The 24,475-nt window shown below is 58.2% G+C and carries 17 protein-coding genes and 1 pseudogene; 10 read left to right on the forward strand and 8 right to left on the reverse strand.

The genetic code is table 11. From position 1 onward, the window contains the following. Positions 1–100: 100 nt before the first annotated feature. From EXY20_RS09980 to EXY20_RS10000, 5 genes and pseudogenes are all read left to right on the forward strand, one after another. Positions 101–964: a phytanoyl-CoA dioxygenase family protein gene (locus EXY20_RS09980; RefSeq protein WP_167859134.1), complete on the forward strand. Its 864-nt coding sequence runs from the start codon at positions 101–103 to the stop codon at positions 962–964. A gap of 538 nt (positions 965–1,502) precedes the next feature. Beyond that, positions 1,503–1,706, forward strand: a pseudogene (locus tag EXY20_RS40615) (helix-turn-helix domain-containing protein); the annotation flags it as partial. A 334-nt stretch (positions 1,707–2,040) separates the two neighbouring features. Next, positions 2,041–3,321: a DegT/DnrJ/EryC1/StrS family aminotransferase gene (locus EXY20_RS09990; protein ID WP_135550387.1), complete on the forward strand. Its 1,281-nt coding sequence runs from the start codon at positions 2,041–2,043 to the stop codon at positions 3,319–3,321. Between the two features lie 51 nt (positions 3,322–3,372). Beyond that, entirely contained in the window at positions 3,373–4,392 is a 1,020-nt protein-coding gene (locus tag EXY20_RS09995) for an SGNH/GDSL hydrolase family protein (protein WP_135550389.1), read from the forward strand. A 123-nt stretch (positions 4,393–4,515) separates the two neighbouring features. Next, positions 4,516–4,887, forward strand: a complete 372-nt coding sequence (locus EXY20_RS10000) for a DUF4180 domain-containing protein (RefSeq protein ID WP_135550391.1) — start codon at positions 4,516–4,518, stop codon at positions 4,885–4,887. Positions 4,888–4,894: 7 nt separating this feature from the next. Here EXY20_RS10000 and EXY20_RS10005 read toward each other — a convergent pair whose 3' ends face one another. Together EXY20_RS10005 and EXY20_RS10010 are read right to left on the reverse strand one after the other, a co-directional pair. Continuing rightward, positions 4,895–5,287 carry an ankyrin repeat domain-containing protein gene (locus tag EXY20_RS10005; protein WP_135550393.1) on the reverse strand — a complete coding sequence of 131 codons (393 nt, stop codon included), beginning with the start codon at positions 5,285–5,287 and terminating at the stop codon, positions 4,895–4,897. Between the two features lie 21 nt (positions 5,288–5,308). Further along, positions 5,309–6,178 carry an ankyrin repeat domain-containing protein gene (locus EXY20_RS10010; protein ID WP_135550396.1) on the reverse strand — a complete coding sequence of 290 codons (870 nt, stop codon included), beginning with the start codon at positions 6,176–6,178 and terminating at the stop codon, positions 5,309–5,311. A 163-nt stretch (positions 6,179–6,341) separates the two neighbouring features. Between EXY20_RS10010 and EXY20_RS10015 the strand changes: the two genes are divergently transcribed. Next, positions 6,342–6,803, forward strand: a complete 462-nt coding sequence (locus EXY20_RS10015) for a GNAT family N-acetyltransferase (protein WP_135550399.1) — start codon at positions 6,342–6,344, stop codon at positions 6,801–6,803. Between the two features lie 539 nt (positions 6,804–7,342). Here EXY20_RS10015 and EXY20_RS10020 read toward each other — a convergent pair. Next, positions 7,343–8,065 (reverse strand): AAA family ATPase, encoded by a 723-nt coding sequence (locus tag EXY20_RS10020; RefSeq protein WP_135550829.1) that lies wholly within the window; start codon positions 8,063–8,065, stop codon positions 7,343–7,345. A gap of 432 nt (positions 8,066–8,497) precedes the next feature. Continuing rightward, complete coding sequence (locus EXY20_RS10025; protein ID WP_135550401.1) at positions 8,498–9,373, reverse strand: AraC family transcriptional regulator; 876 nt, start codon at positions 9,371–9,373, stop codon at positions 8,498–8,500. 134 nt (positions 9,374–9,507) lie between these two features. Here EXY20_RS10025 and EXY20_RS10030 point away from each other — a divergent pair, with 134 nt between their 5' ends. From EXY20_RS10030 to EXY20_RS10040, 3 genes are all read left to right on the forward strand, one after another. After that, positions 9,508–10,854, forward strand: coding sequence for a DUF455 family protein (locus EXY20_RS10030; protein WP_135550403.1), 1,347 nt, complete (start codon positions 9,508–9,510; stop codon positions 10,852–10,854). Between the two features lie 103 nt (positions 10,855–10,957). After that, positions 10,958–13,627 (forward strand): right-handed parallel beta-helix repeat-containing protein, encoded by a 2,670-nt coding sequence (locus tag EXY20_RS10035; protein ID WP_135550405.1) that lies wholly within the window; start codon positions 10,958–10,960, stop codon positions 13,625–13,627. 38 nt (positions 13,628–13,665) lie between these two features. Beyond that, the gene (locus tag EXY20_RS10040) at positions 13,666–15,900 is read left to right on the forward strand and encodes a hypothetical protein (RefSeq protein WP_135550407.1); all 2,235 of its coding nucleotides are present in this window, start codon (positions 13,666–13,668) and stop codon (positions 15,898–15,900) included. A gap of 583 nt (positions 15,901–16,483) precedes the next feature. Here the strand turns inward: EXY20_RS10040 and EXY20_RS10045 are convergent. Continuing rightward, the gene (locus tag EXY20_RS10045) at positions 16,484–17,407 is read right to left on the reverse strand and encodes a dihydrodipicolinate synthase family protein (RefSeq protein ID WP_135550409.1); all 924 of its coding nucleotides are present in this window, start codon (positions 17,405–17,407) and stop codon (positions 16,484–16,486) included. A gap of 120 nt (positions 17,408–17,527) precedes the next feature. Continuing rightward, positions 17,528–18,502 carry a sialidase family protein gene (locus EXY20_RS10050; RefSeq protein WP_135550411.1) on the reverse strand — a complete coding sequence of 325 codons (975 nt, stop codon included), beginning with the start codon at positions 18,500–18,502 and terminating at the stop codon, positions 17,528–17,530. A gap of 479 nt (positions 18,503–18,981) precedes the next feature. On the opposite strand from EXY20_RS10050, the gene EXY20_RS10055 reads away from it, so the two are divergent. Continuing rightward, on the forward strand, positions 18,982–20,022 hold the full coding sequence (locus EXY20_RS10055; RefSeq protein ID WP_135550413.1) for a LacI family DNA-binding transcriptional regulator: 1,041 nt from the start codon (positions 18,982–18,984) through the stop codon (positions 20,020–20,022). On the opposite strand, the gene EXY20_RS10060 is transcribed toward EXY20_RS10055, so the two are convergent. Together EXY20_RS10060 and EXY20_RS10065 are read right to left on the reverse strand one after the other, a co-directional pair. Further along, on the reverse strand, positions 20,017–22,029 hold the full coding sequence (locus EXY20_RS10060; protein ID WP_167859135.1) for a LamG-like jellyroll fold domain-containing protein: 2,013 nt from the start codon (positions 22,027–22,029) through the stop codon (positions 20,017–20,019). The genes EXY20_RS10055 and EXY20_RS10060 overlap by 6 nt on opposite strands. A gap of 177 nt (positions 22,030–22,206) precedes the next feature. Continuing rightward, positions 22,207–24,459 carry a helix-turn-helix domain-containing protein gene (locus EXY20_RS10065; protein ID WP_167859136.1) on the reverse strand — a complete coding sequence of 751 codons (2,253 nt, stop codon included), beginning with the start codon at positions 24,457–24,459 and terminating at the stop codon, positions 22,207–22,209. Positions 24,460–24,475 lie beyond the last annotated feature (16 nt).

A 24,475-nucleotide genomic window follows, 5' to 3' on the forward strand; every position in this document is an offset into this window, starting at 1 on the left:
ATAAGTATAAACAATCGCCGGATGGCTTCATTCCTCGCCGCGGGAACGGCATGCTACGATTAACATGCAAGCAAACGAGTTCCTGCCGGAGGGGTTGGCTATGAAGGAAAGAAAATATTACTACGCATACGAAGGCGACGAAGCGCAGTCCGCGCGCACCATCGCCGATACGCTGTACAAGTACGACAACGTTGCGGTCCCGCAGATTGCGACCTTGCAGGATATTACGGACGCCCATGTGAGGCAGTTTATGCAGGAAGGTTATCTGGTCGTCGACAATGCGATCAGCCCGCAAGAGATTGAATCGTCGACGGAGGCGCTGATGGACATTTTGTTCGGACGCGTGACCGGTCCGCGCGTGCAGTTCGTCAAGCCGTCCAGCGAACTGCATTCCAACGAAGAACGCGAGCTGGCCGTACGCAAAATATCCGAATACATCGACCATGAGCCGAGACTTTACAACGTTGCGCATCAGCAAGGGATTTTGGACGCCATGGCCAAGCTTAGCGGCGAACCGGTCGTCGTGGCTCAAGACCAGGCGATTCTGAAGCCGCCGACCGGCGGCGCCGAGAAGCCGTGGCACCAGGATATGGCCTACGGCAATCTTGCCTACGACAGGCAGGTCATCGGCATCTGGATCGCGCTCGATCCGGCCGAGCTGGACAACGGCTGCATGCACGTGATCCCGGGCTCGCACCGCGAGGGCGGCGTGCCGCACTTCGTCGTCCGCGACTGGCAGTTGTGCGATACGAGCGTGTCCGTGCAGCGCGACGTCGCCGTGCCGCTGAAGCCGGGCGGGGCGCTTATCTTCTCCGGGCTGCTGCATCACGGGACACCGCCGAACTTCTCGAACAAACGCCGCCGCGCGCTGCAGTTCCACTACGCGCCGGCATCGGCGAAGAAGCTGTCGCCGCAGGAATACAAGCGCATGTTCACCAACGAGATGACAGGCGCGGAGTGCTGATTGGATTTGCGAAGGAAGGAAAGAAGCCCGCATGCGAATGCGGGCTTTTTTTTGATAAAGCCGGCGGTTATGACTGCTCGGCAACCAAAATAGCCCATGAAAAATGGCCTATTCGCCCCATCTCGGGCGGCTTGTCGGAAATAGCCAGTGGAATCACTGGTTATTTGCCTGCGATCGCCTTCAAATCGGCACTTCCAGCGAAATAGCCAGTGAAATCACTGGCTATTTCGTATGGACGGCCCGTTTTTGGCGAAATAGGCAAGAAAATAGGGCCTATTTTACATGGGGCTAGTTGGCGGACGAGGGGATGGCGCGTTTGAAACAAAATGCCTGCTCCGTGACAGGCGACTCTTCTTCACAAGGCCGGCTTCTCTTGCATCGGGCGCGGCCCCACTGGCGGCATGGCAGCTGCCGGCCAAGCCAGATTGCCATGCGGCATTGCACCTGCCCCGTTGGCACACCTAACTATGCGTTTGGCTGGCAGCTGTATGTAAGTACGAAACAAACGAACCGCATCTTGTAAAAGTATTCCAACACCTCTTTCGAGCAGAAACGGCTTGAAACACGGATCGAGGTAGCCAAAGAGCTGCTGCGCTCAAGCGACCTTACCATCCAGCAAACAGCTGAAGAGGTCGGCTATGCCGACAAGAAAACATTCTGCACCTTGTTCGCCAAAAGGACGGGACTAACTCCGACACAATTCAGAGCCATGCAGCAGTCGCAGGTAATCTCCACGCCATAATTGTATCTGACCTATTTGCGACCGAATAGGACAGATCGGGACATCTTTAGCGCAACCATGTCCGGCAAGATGCACATTTGACCGAGCGAATATGCGAAAGAACGGCACATCGCTGCCCATAACACCAACGCCGCTGGCACCTCTTTTCCCTTCTGACTCCTCATCTTTCCTGGGTTTTTTAGAAACAATGAACCGGCTTATCGTCCCCAAGAAAATTCTATTTACTACTATAAATAGTATGAAATGTGCAGTAAAATTTTGAATTGTCATGGCTCGGGAAAATCGTTACAATGGGTGGGAATTCCTACTATCTACCATGAAATGAGGTTGTACGATGAAAAAGCCGGCTATCGAAGGCGGCACTCCCGCCCGCAACAAACCGTTGCCTCCCAACTACCCTGGCGCGGTGGTCATGGGCCAGGAGGAGGCCGAATTCGCATCCAAGGTCATTCTGGCGCAGTCTCCATTCCGATATTATTCACCCGACCCGCAATCGGCAGTCGATAAACTGGAGAACGCCATCTCCGCCAAGATGAACATCCCTTACGCTCTTGGCGTAACGTCCGGAACAGCCTCCTTGATCGTAGCCATGAAAGCGCTCGGCATCGGTTATGGCGATAAGGTTATTGTGCCGGCCAATACATTCCTCGCTACCCCGGGAGCCGTCGTCTGCTGCAATGCCGTGCCCGTATTCTGCGATATCGACGAAAGTCTCAACCTTGACCCGGCTGCGCTGGAGCAAGTGTACGACGAAGATGTGAAGGCGATCATCGTAGTGCCCATTCTCGGCAATCCGGTCGATATGGACCCTGTCCTGGCTTTTGCTCGGAGCAAGAACATAGCGGTCATCGAAGATATGGCCCAATCGTGCGGTGTCACGTACAAGGGGCAATATGGCGGTACGATCGGAAATATCGGCGCGTTCAGCTTCCAGATGAACAAGATCATTACCGGCGGTGAAGGCGGCGCCGTCGTTACACGGGATCTTGACTTGTTCGAGCGTGCCATACGTTATCATGACCAAGGCATTGTCCGCCATCGGGATCGTTACGGTATCGATTCTCCCGATGAAGAGTTCGCATTCGTAGGGCAAAACTATCGAATGAGCGACATCACAGGCGCGGTTCTGTTCGAGCAATTCAACAAGCTTGATGAGATTGTCGCCTCTATGCGCCGAAGCCATGCAATTATCAAACAAGCGTTATCCGTCCAGTTTCCTGAGCTGCAATTTCGCAATTGTCCCGACCCGGACGATGGCCAAATCGGTTCTAATCTGGGCTTCCTATTCCCATCGGCTGAAGCGGCCAATAAGTTCAATCAAGCGATGCATGCCGAAAATATCGGCACTCACGCCTTGTATGCAGGCAAACCTGCCTATCGGACAGCAGCCATTTTCAATCAAAGGACAGCGGATAAAGACAATTTCCCGTTCAATTACCCTTTCAAAAATCCGGTTATATACACGGAAGATCTATGCCCTCGTGCCATTGACCTGCTGCCCAGAGCGGCGTTCCTGCCAATTGCCCCGACGTTAACCGAGCAGGACGTAGAAGAAATAATCGAAGGAGCAACGAAGGTCCTGCATTCCCTAAGAGAACAGGCAAGAGTGTTGTAAGAGGAAGATTAACACCGCGTGTATGATGCGACGAGGAGAGGGAAAACGAAGATGAGCAATCAAACGCCATTTTGGAAAAATCGCGACTATTACCGCAACCTGCTGCGCCTGGAGGAAACCGCCGAAGGCGTAAGACCCGTCCGGTTCACGCAACAGCAGCTCGATCATTTCGCAATCGGCGAAGTGTACCGCGTGCGCTCCCTGTGCCCGGCCGGCGTCAGCATCGCGCTTATGACGAATGCCGAATGGCTCGAGCTGGAGCTGAAAGTCGACGGCACCGTGCGCACTCATCTGCATGCGATGGCTACCGTCAACGACCGCTGGACCAGTCTGATCGGATGCGATCCGCTCGGCGAGCTGCCCCGCAGCGTTACGCTTCGGTTTCAGCTGCAGCCGCGCATGCCCGAAGGGAGCAGTGGCGTGGCGTGCAAGGTGGAAGTGTTTTTGCCGCAGTACGCCTGGCTGACCGTAACCGACGTCCGGCTGACTCCGGGCGCATCCGTCGCTCCGGCGGAGGACCGGCCGAGCTTGCGCTTGTTGTGCCTCGGCGATTCGATCACGCAAGGCGCCGATTCGCGCAATCCGGCCGGCACGTACCCGGTCAGGCTCGCGCGGCTGCTGAACGCCGAATTGCTGAACCAGGGCGTCGGCGGCCACGATTTTGACCCGGACAGCTTCGATCCCGAGCTTCCGTATGAGCCGGACTTGATCACAATCGCTTACGGCATTAACGATTGGGCCAAAGATAAAACGGCCGCAACCATCGCCGCCAATGCAACACGGCTGCTCGAGCGGCTGACGGCGCGTTATTCCGGGGTGCCCGTGCTGCTTGCTACGCCGATCTGGTATTCCAAATCGGGCGACATCAAAGCTTCGGGTACGGTCGCCGACGTCCGTACCGCCATAGCAGACGCGGTCGGCGGATTCGCGCAGGTTCGCGTCGTGGACGGCCTCGAACTGGTGCCGCCGTTCGAATATTTGTATGCCGATGGCCTGCATCCGACCGACGAAGGCTTCGGCCACTACGCCGCCGGGTTGTACAAGCACGCGCTGCACGCTTTGGGGCGGTAACGCCGCAGCTTGACCGGCGCGGTTTGCATCCGGCCGCTGCTCCGGCGCCGGCTGGGGCTGCGGCTGGCGGACCGATGCCGCTTATGGTAAAATTTCTTACCACAAGCACAGGAGGATTCGAGCATGGACATTCGTATCGACCAGCAAGGCAATTCCAAAGCCGCTCTCATCGATAGCAGCGGCATCGTCGTCGACAGCGCGCAAGACGCGCTCGATTTGATGGCGACGATCCAGTACGAGCACGACTGCCGCAAAATCGTGCTTCGCCAATCGCAGCTGACGGAACGTTTTTTTGAGCTGAGCAGCGGCGTGGCCGGCGATATTTTGCAGAAGTACGTCAATTATCACGTGAAGCTGGCCATTGTTGGCGAGTTTGACCGCTACACCAGCAAAAGCTTGCGCGATTTCATTTACGAATGCAATCAAGGCAAACAAGTATGCTTCGTCCCGGACGAGCGGACGGCGCTGGAGCGGTTGCACGCCTGGACGCTGTAAGGCGCGATCAACCTGCGATCGCTTCGAGGTACCGAACCACTTCCCCGGCTGCATCGCCGCCGGCCTTGGCGTGCGCCATCAGCGGAAAGCCGTGCGGCCCCGGAGCATGCAGCGCTTGCGGGTCGTCTTCGAGAATGGCGCGCACAATCGCCAGCTTGCCCAGCATGGCCGCCGCAAACAGGTCGATTCGCGCCCCTTGCCCCAGCAAATATTCGGCAATCCCGCGCTGCCCGGTATGGGCGGCCGCCCCCAGTGCCGTTTCCCAGTCGCCGCCGCCCCAATCCCATGCCGCATTCAGCAAGCCAGGGTATTGTTCCAGCAGCTCTTTCACACGATTCAAATCTCCATGGGCATTGGCGACGAACTCTTTTACCGTTTCGGGCGTGTGCGTTTCGGACATTGACCGTCGTCCCTTCTTCGATTATTTGGCGTCAGCTTCGAGCTGGGCCGCCAACGCTTCGTTGCCTTTGCGCCGCGCGTATTCGGCGGGCGCGAGCCCGTCCGCGTTGCGGATGCCGGCGTCGGCTCCGCTCTCCAGGAGCAGCCGGGCGATTTCGCCCCGGTTGAAATGCGCCGCCACGTGCAGCGGCGTAAATCCTTTTCGCCACGTTCCTTCGCATAACGCGTTCGCGTCAGCTCCATGCCGCAGCAGCAGCTGCGCCACGTGCAGATGATTGCCCGCGATCGCGGCATGCAGCGGCGTATTGTCGAGATTGCCGTCCCGACCCTTCCGATTCGGATCGGCTCCGTTCCCCAGCAGGAAGAGCGCCGCCTCCTCGTGGCCAAAATGGGCCGCCAACCCAAGCGGCGTAAACCCGTCATAGCTGTAGCTGTTGACGAGGTCCGGCGATTCGGAAATGAGCTCGCGAATGCGCGCCGTGCTGCCGACCGTCGCCGCTTCGTACAAGTTCAGCTCCGCCCCTTTTTGCAGCAGCAGGTCTTTGATTTCGTTCGCGCGGGTGTAGGCGGCAAGCAGGACGGCGGTTTGACCGTCTTCGGCGGCGGCGTTTTTCAGCTTGTCGTCGAAGGCGAGCAGGCGCTCCACTTTGGAGAGGTCGCGCTGCTTGACGGCGTCCAGCATTTCGTTCTTCAGGAGCCGGACGGACTCCTCGAGCGCTTTCGCCTTGCGAAGCAGCTCCTCCGAGGCTTGCACGCCGAATCCGACGAACTGCGACGCGGCTTCGGAACGGCTCTGCGCCAGGCCGGCGTTCACCAGCAAGTCGACCGCGGCCAGGTTCGTTTCGTCAAGCCGGACGGATATGACGACGCTTCGGGTTGATTTTTTGCTCATGAGTTCGGGCACCTTGTTTGTTGTAATAGTTATTACAATGTGAACTTATCATTGAAATGAGGAAGTTGTCAATCGAGGGGAATATATCTTTCATCAAGGTTTTGCTAAAATAGGATTATTCAGCGGGAAAACTAGTGAATTCCGATGACGGGGGGCCTTTTGGGTGGACATACGAGTGGATGATTTGACCGACGCGCAAGTGATTGCGCTCATTGACGAGCATCGTCGCGGCATGTTTGCATCGTCGCCGCCGGAGAGCGTGCATTCGCTGGATTTGAGCGGCTTGAAGCAAGCGGACGTGACCTTATGGAGCGCCTGGGAAAATGGCGAGCTGCTGGGCATCGGAGCGCTTAAAGAGCTGGATGCCGCCCACGGCGAGATCAAATCGATGCGCACCTCGTCCGCGCATTTGCGCCGCGGGGCCGGCAGGCAGCTGCTGGCGCACATCATCGCCGCGGCGAAGGAGCGAGGCTACCGCCGGCTCAGCCTGGAGACGGGCTCGGAGCAGTTGCCGGCTTTTGCGCCCGCGCGGCAATTGTATGAACGCTTCGGGTTCGCTTACTGCGGCCCGTTTGCGCAGTATGCCCCCGATCCGTACAGCAGCTTCATGACCTTGGAGCTGTAAAGTGCCCGTTGCAATCGGTCGGCCTTGCAAGCGGCGGCTGGAGGGGCTGGGCTTGAGCAATAGTAGCTGTCCGCCCACTACCTCCCGAGGCGCTTGCTGTAAGGCTGATTTCAGCCTTATTCCACTCACTACTCTCCCAAACCCCGCTGTAAGGCTGATTTCAGCCTTATTCCGCCCACTACTCTCCCAAACCCCGCTGTAAGGCTGATTTCAGCCTTATTCCGCCCACTACTCTCCCAAACCCCGCTGTAAGGCTGATTTCAGCCTTATTTCGCCCACTACTCTCCCAAACCCCGCTGTAAGGCTGATTTCAGCCTTATTCCGCCCACTACTCTCCCAAACCCCGCTGTAAGGCTGATTTCAGCCTTATTTCGCTACGCCCGCGTTCCGGCTACTACGCAGGCCCTTCGCGCACCTTTAGCGCATGTCTCATGCGCTGCAGCAGCTCCGCGGGCCCTTCGCGGCGCCTTTAGCGCAAGTCTCATGCGCTAAAGGCGCTGTCGCGAGGCCGACGCGCTTCCCCGCCGCCACCGCTCGGCTCAATCGCCAAACAACTGCCGGAGCATGCCGTCTTTGTCGCCCAGAAACCGCTTCATGACGATGTAGTGGTCCGTTTCCTCGAGCGTGCGCGTTTCGATGCCGTCCGGCGTCAAATAATAAATCGTCGCCTCCGGATACGCCATCACGATCGGCGAATGCGTCGCGATGATGAATTGCGACTGCTGCCCGACCAGCTCATGGATCCGCGCCAGCATCGCCATCTGGCGAAACGGCGACAAAGCCGCCTCGGGCTCGTCCAGGATGTAAAGCCCCCGCCCGCCGAATCGATGCGCGAACGCCGCAAAAAACGATTCGCCATGCGACTGCTCATGCAGCGACTTGCCGCCGTACGAGTCTCGAATCGGTGGGCCGAACCCGCCTTCGCGATCCATGTCGTCGATATTCGTGGCGACGTTATAGTAGCTTTCCGCGCGGAAGAAAAAACCGTCCCTCGGGCGATACGGGCTGCGGATCAGCCGGATGTACTCGTGCAGCCTCGAATGCGTCGACTGGGTGGAAAAGGAAAAGTTGATCGTTCCCCCTTCCGGATTAAACCCCCATGCCACGGCAATTGCCTCCATCAGCGTCGACTTGCCCATCCCGTTTTCGCCGGCAATATACGTCACTTTCGGGTGAAAATTTAATTTGTTCAAATGCTGAACCGCAGGAAGATGAAACGGGTATTCGCGAAAAGAAGGAACAAGGTGTCTCTGCAGCTCCATGCCTCGTAAATACGCTTCGGACGAACGCACCCGCCCTGCACCTCCCCCTCGAAATAGTCGGCAACAAACAATTCGCAGCTCTCCTTACTACGGCCAGACTCCGCAGCTCGCCCTCTGTGCCCTCCCCCCTGCCTTACCGTCCGCTACGCCCCAAACATGTTGTCAGGTTAACGCGGAACCACAAGGGAATGGCGAAATAAGCCATTTTTTGTGGCCTATTTCATCCAAAATGAGCAGTCACCTCAAAATAGCCAGTGATTTCACTGGATATTCGTGTCAATTTTCTCGGATTGAGGCTCTTTGACCGAAATAACCAGTGTTTTTGCTGGCTATTTTTGATGGGACGGCCGAAATGAGGGCAATAAGCCATTTTTTTCGGCCTATTCTCCCCCAACTCCCCTTACTTCGGCAACTTCTCGCGCCCTGCCCGACTTACGTTTTAGCCTGCGTGCGAAACTTCTGCGGCGTCACGTTCATGATCGCTTTGAAGCTGTGGCAGAAGTGGGAGAAGCTGGCAAATCCGACCTGATGGCCGATGCTCTGCACCGACGCGTCGGTCGTAATCAGCAGCCAGCACGCCTGGCGCATGCGCCGGTTCAGCAAGTAGTCGGTGATCGAGCTGCCGGTTTCCTTGCGGAAAATGCGCGAGACGTAATGCTTCGACAAATGCAGCTCGTCCGCCAGCGCGTCCAGCTCGAAGCCTTCCGCGTACCGCTGCTCGATCCACTGCATGATTCGCTCGGAGTAGCGCACGCTGCGCGGCGCGGCAGCCGCGGCCGAAGCGGCGGACGCCTCCAATTGCTGGCGTGGCTGGATGTAGTCGAGCAGCTGCGTCAGCAGCAAACCGAACGTCTCTTTGCGCTCGAATTCGGAAACGACTCCGAATCGCTGCTCGTAATAGTCGAACAGCGCCGCCAGCAGGCGAGGCTCCTCGTCGAACGCGATCACTTGCGCTGCGTTGTCCGCCGCGAGCATCGTCTGCAGGTGCGACGACAGCCGCGGATACGGCGCCAGAAACCGCTCGTACACCGGCGGCTCGAACATCAGAATCGTCCGCACGTAAGGCCGCGCGGGCGAAACGTCGATATGAATGCGGTGCAGCTGGAACGGCTTGTACCAGATCAGCGTGTTCGGACGCAGCTCGTAAAACCGCTGATCGATCGTCACATGCCCTTCGCCTTCATGGATATAGTTGAATTCGAACCCGCGATGGTAATGGTAGAAGCCGGGAAAATAATCGGCCGTCAACCGTCGATAGGAGAAGCGGTAGTAGTCCCGATCCATTTGGATATACTCGATGTGTTTCACGACAGATCGCACCTTCCGCCAAGATGACAATACAACGACATTTTACCACAATGACAGGCAATCGAAAATGAAGCCATTCCGCTATTGTAGAAGAAACAAAACGTTTGCTTTACAATAGGGGAGGAGAGTCACCGATGAGCGATCCGATCGATGACGTATTGATGGAAGAACTCGACGAAGTCGAATTATCCGGGCATGCCGAGGTCAAACGAGGCAGCGCCCTGTATTATGAGCCGGCGGATACCGCATTCGCGCTGAAGCGGCTGCTGTGGCACGAATTCGAGCTGTCGCGGATGACTGCAGGCTGGATGCCGGCCGCAACCGTCTTCGAAACGAAAACGAAGCTGGCTCGCCTGTCCTACCTGCATATCCGCGACATGCGGATGCTGAACGAACGCATCGAAGAGCTGCCGGGCGGCCTGTCCGCCAAAGAGCGGACGCCGGAGCCGGTTCGCGAGCTGTACGAGCGGGCGGCGCTCGCGCCGGACGAAGCGAGCTTCTTCGCCGGATACGAGCTGCTGTTCGGCGCCCTCGTGAAACGCTACGAGGCGCTTGCGCTGCACATCGACCCGGTGCTGGACGCGCCGACCGGCGACATCCTCGACATCGTGCTGCTGAAGCGCAAGGAGCTGGCCTGGATCAAGGAGCAAGCCCGGTTCGCCGGAAACGGCACGTTTGCGGAGTGGAAGCCGTATGTCGCCGAATTGCGCGGCGCCATCGACGGCGGTTTCGGCGAGCTGCCTGACGCGCCGGTATGGCCGGCGGTGCCCGATGCCGAGCCGGCCGGCCCTGTGCCGATCGCAGCGTCGTGCGACCCGCGCTTCCCGCTGTACGAGCATGCCGCCACGCGCAAAATGTACGCCGACCCGGAAGCCTCGCCGCTCACCGGCAGCGTCAAGCAGATGCATTACATCAACGCAACCGAAATCAGCGCCGCGGAGAACCTGGCCTACATGTTCTATGCGATTCAAGGCATGCCGCGCGAGTTTTACTACGACTTGTCCCGCCATATGTGGGACGAAGCGCGCCACTCCGTCATGGGCGTGCGCCGCGTGAAGCAGCTCGGCTTCCGCACCGAAGACTTCCGCTATTACCAGGGCGGTCCCGGCCACGATGCCGACGAATCCTGGTACGCGGACATGTACGCCAGCCTGACGATGGTAGCCGAACCTTGCTCCTTCCTCAAAAAGCGCAAGTCCGCCGTCGCCTTCCGCCAATTCGGCGACGCCTTGTCGGCCGCCCACGTCGAGTTCGACATGGCGGATGAGCAAATGCACGTCAATTTCGGCAAAAAGTGGGGGCCGGAGCTGTTCAAAACGTTCAAGAACGATCTGGTCACCGCCCAGGAAATGGCGAAAAAGACACGTATCCGCCGGCTGGAGCGTTTCGGACTCGGCGAGCAGGAAGAAGCGGATGTGCTGAAAAACTTCCCCGCCTTCTGCGGCTTTACGACGACCGAGCTGCAATACGACAAATACTGATACAAATACTGATACAAATACGGATGACAAGTACGGACAACCATCCGTAGCAACCGACCGCTTTTACCAACAACGACAACTACAAACGCGAGGAGCAAACGACATGCCAGCAGGCACCACTTGCACCTATTATGTTTCCATACGGGACGGACATGACGGCAATGACGGCTTAACGCCGTCATCGCCGTTTCGCACGATCGGCCGCGCTGCGGCCTTGATGCAGGCGGGCGACCGCTGCGTCATCCGCGAAGGCGTATACCGGGAGACCGTAGCCCCCGCTCATTCGGGGAATGCCGCGGCTCCGATTCGTTTCGAGGCTTACGAGGGAGAAAAAGTCGTCGTCAGCGGCTGCGATCTGGTGACCGGCTGGACGCGGCACGAAGGCAACGTCTACAAGGCGCCGATGGACTGGAGCATGGGCGACGGCAACGGCGATATCGTGTTTATGGACGGCGCGCTTTCGCACGAAGCGATGTGGCCGAAAATTACCGACCGGCTCGACCGCTCCCAATACGGCGTCGTCGCCACCGCGGAAACCGGCACGAACCGCACCGTCCTTCGCGATAGCGCGCTGCTCGCCTTTCCCGACGGGCACTGGAACGGCGGCATGGTGGCGTGCGTGCACGGCGTCGGCTACTTTATTTCGACCGGCACGATTGCGGAGTCGGGCGGTGGCAGCGTCACGTTCGAATCGTTCCTCAGCGCCGCTCCGTTCTATCACGCAGCGCCGGGCGACCATTATTTCATTACGCGTACGCTGAACGCGCTTACGGCGGAACGCGAATGGTACCATGACGTCAAAGCCGGCATCCTCTACGCCATCGCACCCGGCGAGGATCATCCGGACGGCCACGAAGTCGAAGCGAAGCGCCGGGAATACGCCTTCGATCTGCGCGGGCTGGCCTATATCGAGATCGCCGGTATCGACGTGCGCGGCGCCTCGATCACGACCGAAGACGCGTCCCACTGCACAATCGCGCGTTCCCGCGTTGTCGGGATCGACCGCTATTTTACCGATCGGCAGACGATTTACGGGCGGACCAAAGGCATTGAGCTCGGCGGCAGCGACAACACGATCCGCGACAGCGAAATATCGCTCTTCGAAGGGATCGGCGTCAATGTGTCCGGGCAGCGCAACAGCGTCATCAACTGCCACATTCACGACGGCAATTTCGAAGCTTCTTACGCCAGCCTGCTGTGGATGACCGGCCAGCGGCATTTCGTATCGCATTGCACGATCGCCAGAGCCGGGCGTACGCTCGTGTCCGGCGTGTTCGGACGGTGCGTCGTGCAGTATTGCGACATTTCGCACGCCAACGCGTTGACCAAAGATTCGGGCATCATCTATTTGTTCAATCACGATTTTGACAATTCCGAGTTTCATCACAACTGGCTGCACGACAACTTGTCTCCGCATCTCAGCTTCGGCTTCTACATGGACGCGTGGACGAGCGGCGCCAACTTCTTCAACAATGTCGTCTGGAACATTCCGCATCACGGGCTGCACCTGAACCGCCCGCTGCAGCGGACGCTCATCTACAACAACACGTTCTGGCGCAGCGGCGACGGCGACTCCACCGCGTTCTGCCTGGACGATATGTACGGCACGCAGGTGGTGAACAATATTTTTGCCGATGGCCGGCTGATCAAGTGGGGCGAGGATTGTTTGCTCAGCAACAACCTGATGCAGCAAGACGGCGGATTCGTCGATCCGGAGAACGGCGACTTCCGGCTGCGCGAGAATTCGGCGGCTCGCGGCGCCGGCGTGCCGATTACGGCCGTGACGACCGGCGACACGCCGGATCTTGGCGCTTATCCGTACGGGGCCGAGCCTTGGCGGGCGGGGCACGATTTTGCGGCGCCGCCCGAGGTGGCGCTGGCGTTTACGCCGCTTGCCTGCAGCATCCGCATCGGCAACTGCGGCTTCGAAACCGGCCGCTGGGAGCCGTGGACGGTCGAAGCCGGCAAGCCGGAAATCGTATTCGGCTGCGCCTGGGATTACAGCCGCGACGGCTACGTTTCCGTCGTTCGCAGCAACAAGTATACCGCCTTGCTGAAGCCGGGCGACAAGATCCGGCAAACGACCGAAACGCTCGCGCCGGACACCGACTACGAGTTCTGGGCCGGCGTCAAAGGGGAAGGTTATTACCGCAACGCCGAGCAATACGACGGCGCCAGCTCGCGGGCGGACTGGGACCGGGCGCCGGACGGCGGAGCGGCGATTTATCGCGACGTGCGTTACGTGGGCGCCATGCGCGCCGGCGACTGGCTGAAGTATGAAGGCGTCGATTTCGCGAACGGCCACTATGACCATTTTGCCGCCGGCTTGAACAAGATCGTCGGGCCTGCCGTTCTGGAAGTTCGGCTGGACAGCCCGGACGGCCCACGTATCGGCGCGGTCAGCCAGTTGGAGGACTATTCCGGCGTTTGGCGCTATTTTACGCTCCCGATCAAAACGGTCAAAGGCGTGCACGACATCTATCTCGTAGCGGCCGGCGAAGGACAGCTGCTGATCGAAAGCTTTAAATTTTACCACGCCTTCCATTGCAACAACGTGCTGATTACGATTACGACGCCAAGCGGCGTTACCGCGTCGCGCCAAGTGAAGCGGCTGAACTGGGATACGAAAATGGACAAGGTAGCCTTCCGCACCGGTCCAACGGACACGTCGGCCATAGTTACGATCGAAAACCTCGGCGCAGGCAACCTCGGCGCACACAAGCATAACGTGTCCGTCGACGACTGCGGCTTGTGGAAACCGGTGCTGAGCTGAATCGACAATATCTGAAGGAGCAAGGAGCTGCTCATCGGATGGAACACAAGGATCGGGAAGTGGAAAAAGCGGCGGAAGCCGCACCGGGCGGGCTGCGGCTTGGAGCGGACGCCCCGCTGTCCGTGCCCGGCCGCAGCGCCGTGCACGACACGGTGGCGGCGGAACTGCTGCTGGCGATCGGCGCGATCGGTGCCGGGACCGGGCAGGACAGGACGGCGGCGGGAAACGAGCCGAATAGGACGAAGGATGGCGGCGAACGGCTGCCGTCCTTTGTTGTGCGCGAAGACCGGCCGCAGCCGGGCGGCATATTCGCCGCGACGCTGGCGGAATCCGCGCACGCGCGCGAATTCATCGTGCGCGGCTTGATCGACCTGCCCAACGTTGACCCCGGCCTCGACGCGTTCGAGTTGATTGTTTACGGTCAGACATTGTATATCTGGGCCAACACGCCGCGCGGTCTGCTGCAGGGCGCGTATCAGTTGCAGGACCGGCTGCGGGCGTCGCGCGAGCTGCCTTCCAGCTGGTCCGAGCGGGGCACGTTTCGCATTCCGCGGCGCATCTTTCACCCCCGCTTCGAAGGCTGGCCCGGCGAACGCGCCGACTTTCGTCATATCAGCCGCCTGGGGGCATCGCATTGCCTGTTGTCGCACGATTGGCACAAGCAGCGCAACTTCCAGCAATTCGTCGTCGGCCAGCGGTTCCCGGACGCGGTTGACGCCGACGTCGTGCGCCGCAACGCGGAGCAGCTGCGAACCGCCATCGATTGGTGTACCTCCTACGCGCTGGAGCCGTGTCTGTGGATGACGGAGCTGCCCTGCCAAGGGGGGCCGTGGGTGCCGGAAGCGGAGCGGGAGCGGTTTCTGACGCGCTACTCCGCAGAATGCCTGAGCGACAGCGGCACGTACGAAGGGATGACGCTCTGTTTTGCCCATCCGGAAGTCCGGGCGTATTACCGGGACTTGATCGGCTCCTTTTTTCGCACATTCCCCGAGATCGGAACGCTCTTCCTGTTCGGCATGGACTCGGGCGGCGAGCTGTGCGACCCGGACCGGTGCCCGCGCTGCGCCGGCATGAGCCCGATCGCCCAACGCGACCGGCTCATTCGTTTCCTGCTGGAGGAGGGCGGCCGCGTGCGGCCCGGACTGCGCGTGCTGACGACTTCGTGGCATTGGGAGCACGATCCGGCCGCTTTCCTCGCGCACCAGCGACAGCTGCCCGCCGGCAGCGGGCTTTACATGGCCGCACAGAAGGACGGCTGGCAGGCCGAACGGCAGTCGCACGAGCTGCTGCGCGAGGCGCGTGCGATTTGCCGCGAGCGGGGGCAGCTGTTCATCGGCTACGACAACTTCCACTGGGGCGACGATTCCGTGCACGGGCTGCGCGACATCCAGGATTTCCCGCTGGGCATCGCTGCGAAGCTGCAGCGTTGGTTCGCGCTGCAGGCCGACGGCGTGTTCGACCATTGGGGCGGCTGGGGCGAAGACATCGCCAGCAACGCGGTCGCATGCCGGGCGTTTATGCTGAACCCGCTGGCCGACGCGGAAGCCGTGTGCCGCGACATCGCGCATCGCCAATTCGGCGACGAAGCCGGACCGCACGTGTTCGCCGCCTGGAGCGCGCTGGAGCGGGCGCATCGCTGCCTGTCTGTCGCCTGCACCTGGGCGCCGGTACAGTGGCCTGGCTGGTATATGGCGAAAATGCGCGTTCCCGTGCCGGGCGGCTTCGAGCCGCTGATCTCAAGGCACGACAACGAACCGCTGCCGCCCAAAGCGGCCGCCGGCATCACGTATAACGGGGGAGAGCCGCAGGAGCTGTTTCAGGCGGTGCACGATGCCTGGCGCGAAGCGTATCCCGGCTTTGCGGCTGCCGCCGCCTGTCTGGAGCAAGCGATCGAGCGGGTGGCGGACGGCGAGTTGTTTTATCGGCACTGGTGGGACGGTGCCGCGCCCTCGCCTTCGCGCAAGCTGCATTTGCAGCGGCAGCTGCTGTATGTGCGCGCGGGCGGCGCGTTTGGCCGCGATATCGGCCTGCATTTTGGGCTATGCGCGCTTTACCTGCGCGCGGCTGCGGAAGCGGACGGCGAAGCGGCGCGCGACGCCGCGTTTCGCCGGCTGGCGGAGCCGTTGCTGCGCGAAGATCTGGAGGCGAGCGAGCAACTCGCCGCCTTGTTCGCGGAGCTGGGCGCCACAGGCGCGGACTTGCGGCCCGGCCGGAACATCGCCGGCCGCTTCCGCGAGAAGGCGGACGGCATTCGCCGGTATTTGCGGGAATGAGCCGCGGCTGATCCGTGCCCGTTCCGTCCGACACACTTGCTGGCGCAAGCGAATCGTGCCGTTGGCTTGCCGGGCGGTGCAACCCTTCGCTCCGCTTGCATCTTTGAAATAGCCCATAAAAAATGGACTATTTGTGTTATTTCTCCTTCGATGCTGGAAATAGCCAGTGAAAACACTGGCTATTTGGGCCAAACCGCCGCAAAATTGAACATATTTGCAGAATAGCCAGCGAAATCGCTGGCTATTTTTGAGTTGAGTCGATATTTTCGATAAATAGGCCACTTTTTATGGGCTATTTGGGCGTGGGCGGCTGGGGCGGTTGCGGAAACGCAGCGATTGAGGCGAGACGGAACAACTGGTGCAAAAGTAGCTACTTTTCTGGCGCGGACGTGCAACTGGTGCGGAAACGCACGAATGGTGCAAGTCGAAACAACCTGTGCAAAAAGTAGCTACTTTTCCTGGCGCGGACGTGCAACTGGCGCGGAAACGCAGCGGCTCGGCGGAAGCGCATCCGAGCGCTTACCCGCCTGCCAAAAAGCCGCAACGCTGAAGGCGTGCGGCTTTTTGGCAACTACTTGCGCGACTACACCGTCTCGCGAACCCACTGGGCCGTCGCCCGCAGCTGGCGAATTTCTTCCCGCATCGCGACGGTAAGCCCCTCCGGCTTCGCCGTGCGGCTGTTCAGACCGATCGGCACGCCCTCCAACTGCAAATGAAACTTGGCGTTGACCGGGTAATATTGCCGCTCGATCGCCGATGCCAGGCCTAGGAAGTTTTGCAGCCGCGCCGCACGTTCCGGCTCGCGCTCCCGCAGCGCCAGCATCGACACATACAAGTCCGCGTGAAAATTGGCCATCACGCCGCTGAAGCCCGACGCGCCCAGCGCCAGCGACTCGAGCAGCGTCGCCGCATTGGCGTTGAACAGCTTGAGCCGGCTGCCTCGCACGGCGTCCAGCTTCGCCGCGATTTGCGAAGCATCGCAGCACGTATCTTTCAGAAACAGGAAGCGTCCGGTATCCGCGCACCAGCGCAGCAGCTCGGGCGACAGCAGCCGCTTGTACGGGTACGGGCATTCGTAAATGCCGAACGAAACGTCGGGCACTTGCCGCAAGATCGCTTCCGCCCGCTCCTTCCACAGCTCCTCCGGTTGGTCCGCAGCGGCCAGCCGGTTGCTGACGAGCACGAACGCCTCGATGCCCGTCGCCGCAATGCGTTTGATTTCCTCGATCTGGTCTTCCGCCCGATCGGAAACGTGTCCCGACGCGATCACCGGCACACGCCCGCGCGACCGCTCAACCACAAACGCCGCCAGCCGCACCCGCTCCTCCAGCGACAAATAAAACATCTCGCTCGACTGGCAGACGGCGAACAAACCGTTCACCCCTTGCCCGATATACCATTCGATCAAATGCTCCAACCCGCCGTAATCGATCTCGCCATTATCGGCAAACGGCGTCACCATCGTCGGCCAAACGCCATCCGCAATCGAACCATTCGTTTCCGCCATCTTCGCTCTCCCCTGTCATCTTGCCATCTTGTCATCTTGTCATCTTGCCATCTTGCCATCTTGTCATCTTGTCATCTTGTCATCTTGTCTTGACCGCCGCCGTTCTTACTACAGCGTATCCTACTCCAGCGTCAGTTCCCAGAACGCCACCTGTACCCGGTTCCATGTATACGTGAGAAACAGCCGCTCGCCCGCGCGCACGATCGCCGGGTACGAGTATTCCCCCGGTTCCGCCTCCAGCGTCAGCATGTCGCGCCACGTTGCGCCGTTATCGGCGGACCAGGCGACAACAAGCGGCGAACGTGCCGCCCAGTTGCCCGGCACCGGATTGTACACCAGCGCAAGCCCGCCGTCCGCAAGCTGCGTCAGATCGATGCCGCTGTTGTTGTTGGGCAGCGCAATCGCGTACGCCTCGCACCAGGTTGCGCCTCCGTCGCCCGAATCGCTGCGGTAAACCGCTCCTTCGGTGCTGCGCAGCAGCATGTGCACGCGCCCCGGCGCAGGCTCCCACAGCGTCGGCTGGATGATGCCCTTGCCGGCCAGCGCGGCGTGGTCGATCGGCACGAACGCACTGCGCGTCCAGCTCTTCCCGCCGTCGGCGGACAAATCGACGAACGCGTCCCAGTGCGTCGCCGTTTCGATCGACGCCGGCGCGGCCCAAGTACCGTCCTGCAGCGCGATCGGCTTGTTCTTCACCGGCCCTCTTCCGCCGCTCTCGTCGCCTTCGACAAGCACAGCCGGCTCGCTCCAGGTGCGCCCGCCGTCGCGCGAAGCGCAGTGCCACGTCACCCACTCGGGGATAACGTGCCCCACTTTGTAATACAAGTGGACCGTACCGGACGAATCGGCGAACAGCACCGGGTTCCAGTGCGCAACGCCTTCCTTCCCCGCGATCCGGAAAGGCGCCGACCAGACGCCATCTTGGCGAATCGCTCCCCAAATATCGACGTCCGCCTTCCCTTCCTCCGTGCCGCCGAACCAGGCAGCGACGATCGTGCCGTCCGCAAGCGCGGCCAGCGTAGTCGCATGGCAGTTGGCCGTCGGTTTGTCGTCCGCCGCAAATACAAACTGCTTCGTTGCCCCAATGAGGTTCAAGTCATTCCCCTCCACAATGCAATTTATCTTTCGTATGCTAAAACGTTACACTAAACCAAATGGTAGTGCCCTCCGCGCAAAATGTCAATACAATTAAATCCCTTGCTGCGCTGATTTGCGCCGGGCCCGTTACTATTCACCGTCACCCTGCTCCTGAGACACGATTCCATGTAAAAAGCGGACGGAGATTCCGTTATGGCTCCAAAGTTGGCTGTTGAGCACCGAATAGTGGAAGCAGGTTCTGTTATGACGCCATCGTTACCTTTTAAGTACCCAATAGCGGAAAGAGATTCCGCTATTCCTCCAAAGTTGGCCTTCCAACACTCCTTAGTGGAAATCCGTTCCGCTATTGCTCCACGCGGGACTATTGCAGGCTGTGAATAGTAACCGGGCCCGCCTCGCTGATTTGCATCGATGAAAAAAATCATCGATAATGATGAGTAATAGTAACGTTTTAGCAAACGAGGAGCGACCGCGGCATGGTAACGATCAAAGACATAGCGGCCCGGGCGGGAGTATCGGTAACGACCGCTTCCCTGGTGCTGAACGACAAGGACGGCGCTGTGCGCATATCGGCGGCTACCAGGAAACTCGTGCTGGAAACGGCGGCGGCGCTCGGCTATGTGCCGAACGTATCCGCCCGGCAGCTCCGGCGGCAGGGCGAACGCACGCTGTCGATCGCGCTGCTGCTCCCGCACGACTCGCGGGTGTCGATCATGGGCGAGCTGATTACCGGCATCCAGCGCTATTTGCTCGAAGGCGACGCGCCGGCCAAATGTTCGCTCACCGTGGAAATGTACCGGGCAGGCGAATTGGCGGAGGTAAGCGGCTTATGGGAGCAAACGCGGTTCAACGGCGCGTTGCTGGCCAATTTGTCGGAGCGCGACGAAGCGTATGCGCACGAGCGCCGCTTCGTGCTGCCCGCCGTCCTGTTCCAGCGCAAATCCGACCTGTACCCCTACGTCGACTGCCGCAATACGCAGGCCGGCAGCGACGTGGCCGCCCACTTCATCGCCCGCGGCCACCGCCAGCTGGTCGTACTCGTGCCGCGGCTCTCTTCGGACGCGATCAACCGCCGCTTGCAGGGCATGCTTGCGGCGCTCGCCGCCGCGGAAAACGCGACGGAGCCGGTCATCCGCTTCGGCGAGTTTTCCGAGGACGGCGGCTACCGGGCAGCGGCCGAGCTGCTGCAGAGCGGGTTCGAGCCGACCGCTGTCGTCGCGTTCAGCGACCAGATGGCGATGGGCGCCCTGTTTGCGCTGCGGGAGCGCGGCATCCGGGTGCCGGAGGCGTGCGAGCTGATCGGCTTCGACGATTTGCCGTTCGCGCGCTACACGTCGCCGCCGCTGTCGACCGTCGCCATCCCCGTCCAGGAGATGGCGCATCACGCCGCGCGCATGCTGCTCGGCCGGATCGTACCCGGCTCGCCGGCACAGGCTTCGCGCACCTTCGACATGCCGCTCGTCCACCGCGCGACGACCGTAACCGCCGCAGCAGGCGGTCCGAATCGCGTATTATAATCCGTATTTGGCGGACAGGTAAGCAAAAACGTCTTGCCTTTCGTTCGCCGTCAATACACGGTTATAAATGATTACCTCGGCAATATCTCCCTGAAAGAAGGAATCGATATATTTCTGATCGCCGGTATGCCAAGCCATATAGGCTCCAATCGTGTTCGGTTGATCGTCCGGTGAAATATTCCTGATTTGTCCGCCCAAATAACCGGTTCCCGCCAATGACCCGTTCTTGTAAAAATTCAGCTTCCCGTCCGAATGGCTATAGGTGCCGCCAAGCGCATTCCAGGTTCCGCTGTACACCGTTCCCGATACCGTCTGCACGGTGTGGCTCGTATTCCTTACCCAAAGCCTTGCTGCGGTGTCCGAGCTTGATATTCGCAGCGCCTCTCCTCTGCCATATATGCCTCTGACAGCAGTTCCCTGACTTTTGGCAACCGTAACGATCGTCGCATCATTCTGCAAGTTCAACGATGCCGGGCTGCCCATACTCATGTAATCGTCCGTTCCGTCAAAGCGTACCGCCGCTTTTCCATTCACAACGTTGGCGTAATATTTCGGCTGTTTGGCCGAAGTATTCTGCACGGCATGGTTGGCGTTTCCGGAGCTGTCCGCGAAAGCGGATACATTATCGCCGCTATTCAGGCCCGTTATGGAATCCGCTTTTAACCACAATACCTGCCCATTGGCAGGCACAACGGGAGTCGGTGTCGGAGTCGGTGTCGGTGTTGGCGTCGGCGTTGGGGACGCAGCAATCGGCATATCGGACATGACATACCAATGATTGGCCGTGCCATTATCGATACCCAGCTTAATATCCGGCTCTGTCCGGGAAGCTTTCGAGAATACGCCCAGCGCCAGCTTCGTTGCATTTGCGTCGTACGGGAATGAAAAGTAGGCAACATTCGTCACGGTCTGTCCGGGCTTCCAGTCAAACGGATTCACACCGGACAATGTCTCGGTCGCAAGTACTTGGTTGCTGCTGTCGAGCAAGGCCAGTTTGACTACGGCTGTGTTTCCTTTCATGTAAATAGGAGCGACTCCGTCATTCCGCATCTTGAAGGTGATACTCCCGGCAGTCCCGTTGCCAAGATCGTCGGGATAAGCCGCCTCTGTCATTTTAAACCAATAGCCCATCTTGTTCTGCCACTCGTCGACCAGATTTCCTTTTTCAGCCAGGAAGGTGTTGGCGTCGGTTCCATTCCACTCGCCTAATGGCTGATAGCTGTATTTGGACCCGTTGATTTGCCCCGGAATCATCCCGTCATACCAAATCTCGCCTGTCCACCCTTGACCAAGCTTTAATTTTTCATAGGGAAACGACCATTCGGCCACTGCCGGACCTATATTATAAAATGGCAAAACCTGTTGCCAGCGCGGAGAATAATCGGAAGAATCTTCCCTTGCGCCGAACCCGTATGTGTCCCTGGCATAATAACCGTACCCTCCGGAATTCATCCCCGTTCCGCCGGAAATAGGCACGATAATGTGGGTTTGATCGAAGCCGGACCATTGATCGATATACTGCCGCTTGACCGTATTCCCCGGGTCCGTTCCGCCAAGCCCGCCCAAATGCCACTCCCCCCAGTTTCCAAAGGTTCTGGCATCAATGAATTCAATATTGGGATCCCCGTTGTAACGATCTTTAAGGGCCGTAACGAACTGTCCCATTTTGCCGATAAAGACGGGATCATTCCAAACAGGCACCTTGGTATTCGGCGCACCTGAGGCATAATAAAACTGCGCCCCGGCGTCAATCACCCATTGCGGCATCGATGTGTAGCTCGTGGACGAATTAACCTGAACCGGCATCACCCCGAAAGCAAACGTTTTGCCTTTGGCTACGGCGGCATTGTACAAGTTATCGATCGGCGTCCAATTAAACGTGTTGTCTCCTACGTGAATATCTTTCCAATTGAAGCGCGAATAGGCCACCGAAGCCTTCTCCCAAACCGCGGAATTGGCGTTGGCGAAATTGCTGTACACGATCCAGCCTTTGCCCGGGTTGATCAAATAATCGTTGTTCTCTTGCGGAGCGACATACACGGTTGTTGCCGCCGATGCATGCTTGACGGGTCCGATTAACGGCGTTAACGATACCAGCATGCATAAGAGCAGCACGCGGATCAGCACGCTTTTTTCCAAATAAACCATGGATTTGCCCTCCTTCTGATTGCCCTTCCATCCGGTTTACTTCGTATAGATCTTCCGGTAATCGCCTGGCGTAATGCCTTCGCTTTCCTTGAATTTGCGGATAAAGCTTGACACATTGGCATAGCCGACTTTCTCCACCAGCTCCTGCAAATTGTCTTCGCCGTCGGCAAGCATCTTCTTGACCTTCTCCATGCGCAGCCAATTGACATATTGGGTCAATGTTTTTCCTGTTTCTTCCTTAAAAATACGGCTTAAATAGGGCGGCGTAACCGAAAACTGTTCCGCCATTAGCTGTAGCGAAAACTGGGGATTCGTAAACTGCGAGTTCACATAAGCGACCAACTCGTTCTTCCATTGGACGGAGGAACGGTTTTTGCTCTCTTCGATATGGCGGCAGATGCGAATACTGATCGTCGTAATCATGTCCGATAATTCATCGATGGTTTCATAATCGAGCAAGGTAATCACATCCGGATAACCCATGGCTTCATAGTGATCATTCTGTTGCAGTTCGTTCAACGTGGTCGCAATCAGATGGATCAGATCGTAGCAGATGCTCCGGACGACAAATAACGACACGTGTTTCGCTTTGATCTCGCGAATCAATTCGGACAAATAGTTGGATAGCTGGTCGATTTCCCCTCGATGAATGTACAGCCTGATATTCTCCATTTCATTCACCGTCTGCAAGGCCTTGTCGCCTTCTACCGCCTCGTGGATGAAAATAATCGACCTTTTCCCGCGGATCAAGCGATAATCCAAAGCGGTATTGGCTTCAATATAAGATTTGCCGATTTCGGATGGTTTCGCATAAGCGTTGCCTACGCCTATGGTCGCATGAACCTGCCATTCCGTTCTTAGCGCCAGCTGCAATTTCTCCATTTGTTTCAGAAACGCGACCGGACTGTCGCTTTCCGAGGAAATAATAAACACGATTTTATTGGTTTCCCATGTATCCAGCGCATAACCGACATGCTCCTGATCCAGCTCCGCTTCCAGTTTGCGGGCCATGTGGGGCAGCAGTTCCTGAATCGATTCTTCCGATGTGTCCAGCTGCAGAATAACCGTCCGGAACCAGTCGAAATCGAAATAAATTCCGGTTTCATTGACCAACCAGTTCAGCTTGGACAGCTCTTCAATATTCCCCCTTAATAATTCATGCAGGTAAAAGTTCCGCAAGACCGGCCTGCTGAACGTAATTTGACTCTGCATGGAGCGGTTCTTGCTGGACATCTGGCGGACGACATGACGGAAAGCTTCAAATTCATTCCCATGCTGCTGCAGCGGCTCCCCGGTTTCACTTTCGATGAATTGCCTGAGCTTGCGAATCGGACTATAGTTCAACTTCATAAACAAATAGCTCAGGCCAAGCCCCAACAGGAAGGTTGCCGCCAAGCTCAAAAGAGCGATTTTTTTGATCCATACTACCCGTGTCATGATCTTGTCTTCTTCTACCAGCGTCACATACGTCCATCCGTTTCGCGGCGACTTCGTATAGGAAACGAGAAAATTGACTTCTTTTATCGGAAGCTTCATCGTGCCCTCATCCGCTTCGGCTTGCAGATAGGGGGCGATAACGGCCATTTGGGATACGCTGCCGGGTTCCGTCGTATTAATCAGCTTCCCTTCCCGATCCAGCACGAAGGTCGCCTTGCCGTCATCCTCCAGAATATTTTGGATCAGCAGCTGAACGGAGCTCGCTTTGATGAAAAACATGACCGCCCCGTAACTGGTCGCCGATTTGGGAATCGGAACCAGGTAGGTAATAAACTGATTATCCTCCAACAGCTTCATCTGTTGCGGCGCATACACTTTCGACAGGGAATTACGGAGAATATCCTGCCTGAATTGATCTTCGTTCCATGAAGGATAGCCGAATAACCCCTCCATAAATTCTTCTGTCTGATACGTACTGTAAGACGAAAAAACGAGCGGCTGCTGATCGTAATAAAGCACAAGATCATAGATGAAGCTGTTCCCCGTTTTGTACTTGTTTAATTCCTGCAGCGCCTGCCTTCCCCAATAGCCGTCTCTGGTCACACGATACGGGGTCAGTTGATTGTTCAACGAAATTTGGAACGCTATTTTCTCCAGTTCATCCATTTTCACATCCAAGTTGTATTGCACTTGCGACAGCATTTGCTTGTTGTTCTTGATGACTTCCGAACGGACAGTCTCGATGAAGTACTGATAAATGATTCCGCCTATGAGGATCAAAGGGATGCTGAGAATGATGGTATAAGAAATGAAATACTTGTAGTGCAAAGATAATTTATTCAAGAACTTCATCTCAGCCTTCTCCTCG

The organism is Paenibacillus cymbidii (assembly GCF_004764705.1).
In the GTDB taxonomy this organism is placed as follows: Bacteria; Bacillota; Bacilli; order Paenibacillales; family NBRC-103111; genus Paenibacillus_AN; species Paenibacillus_AN cymbidii.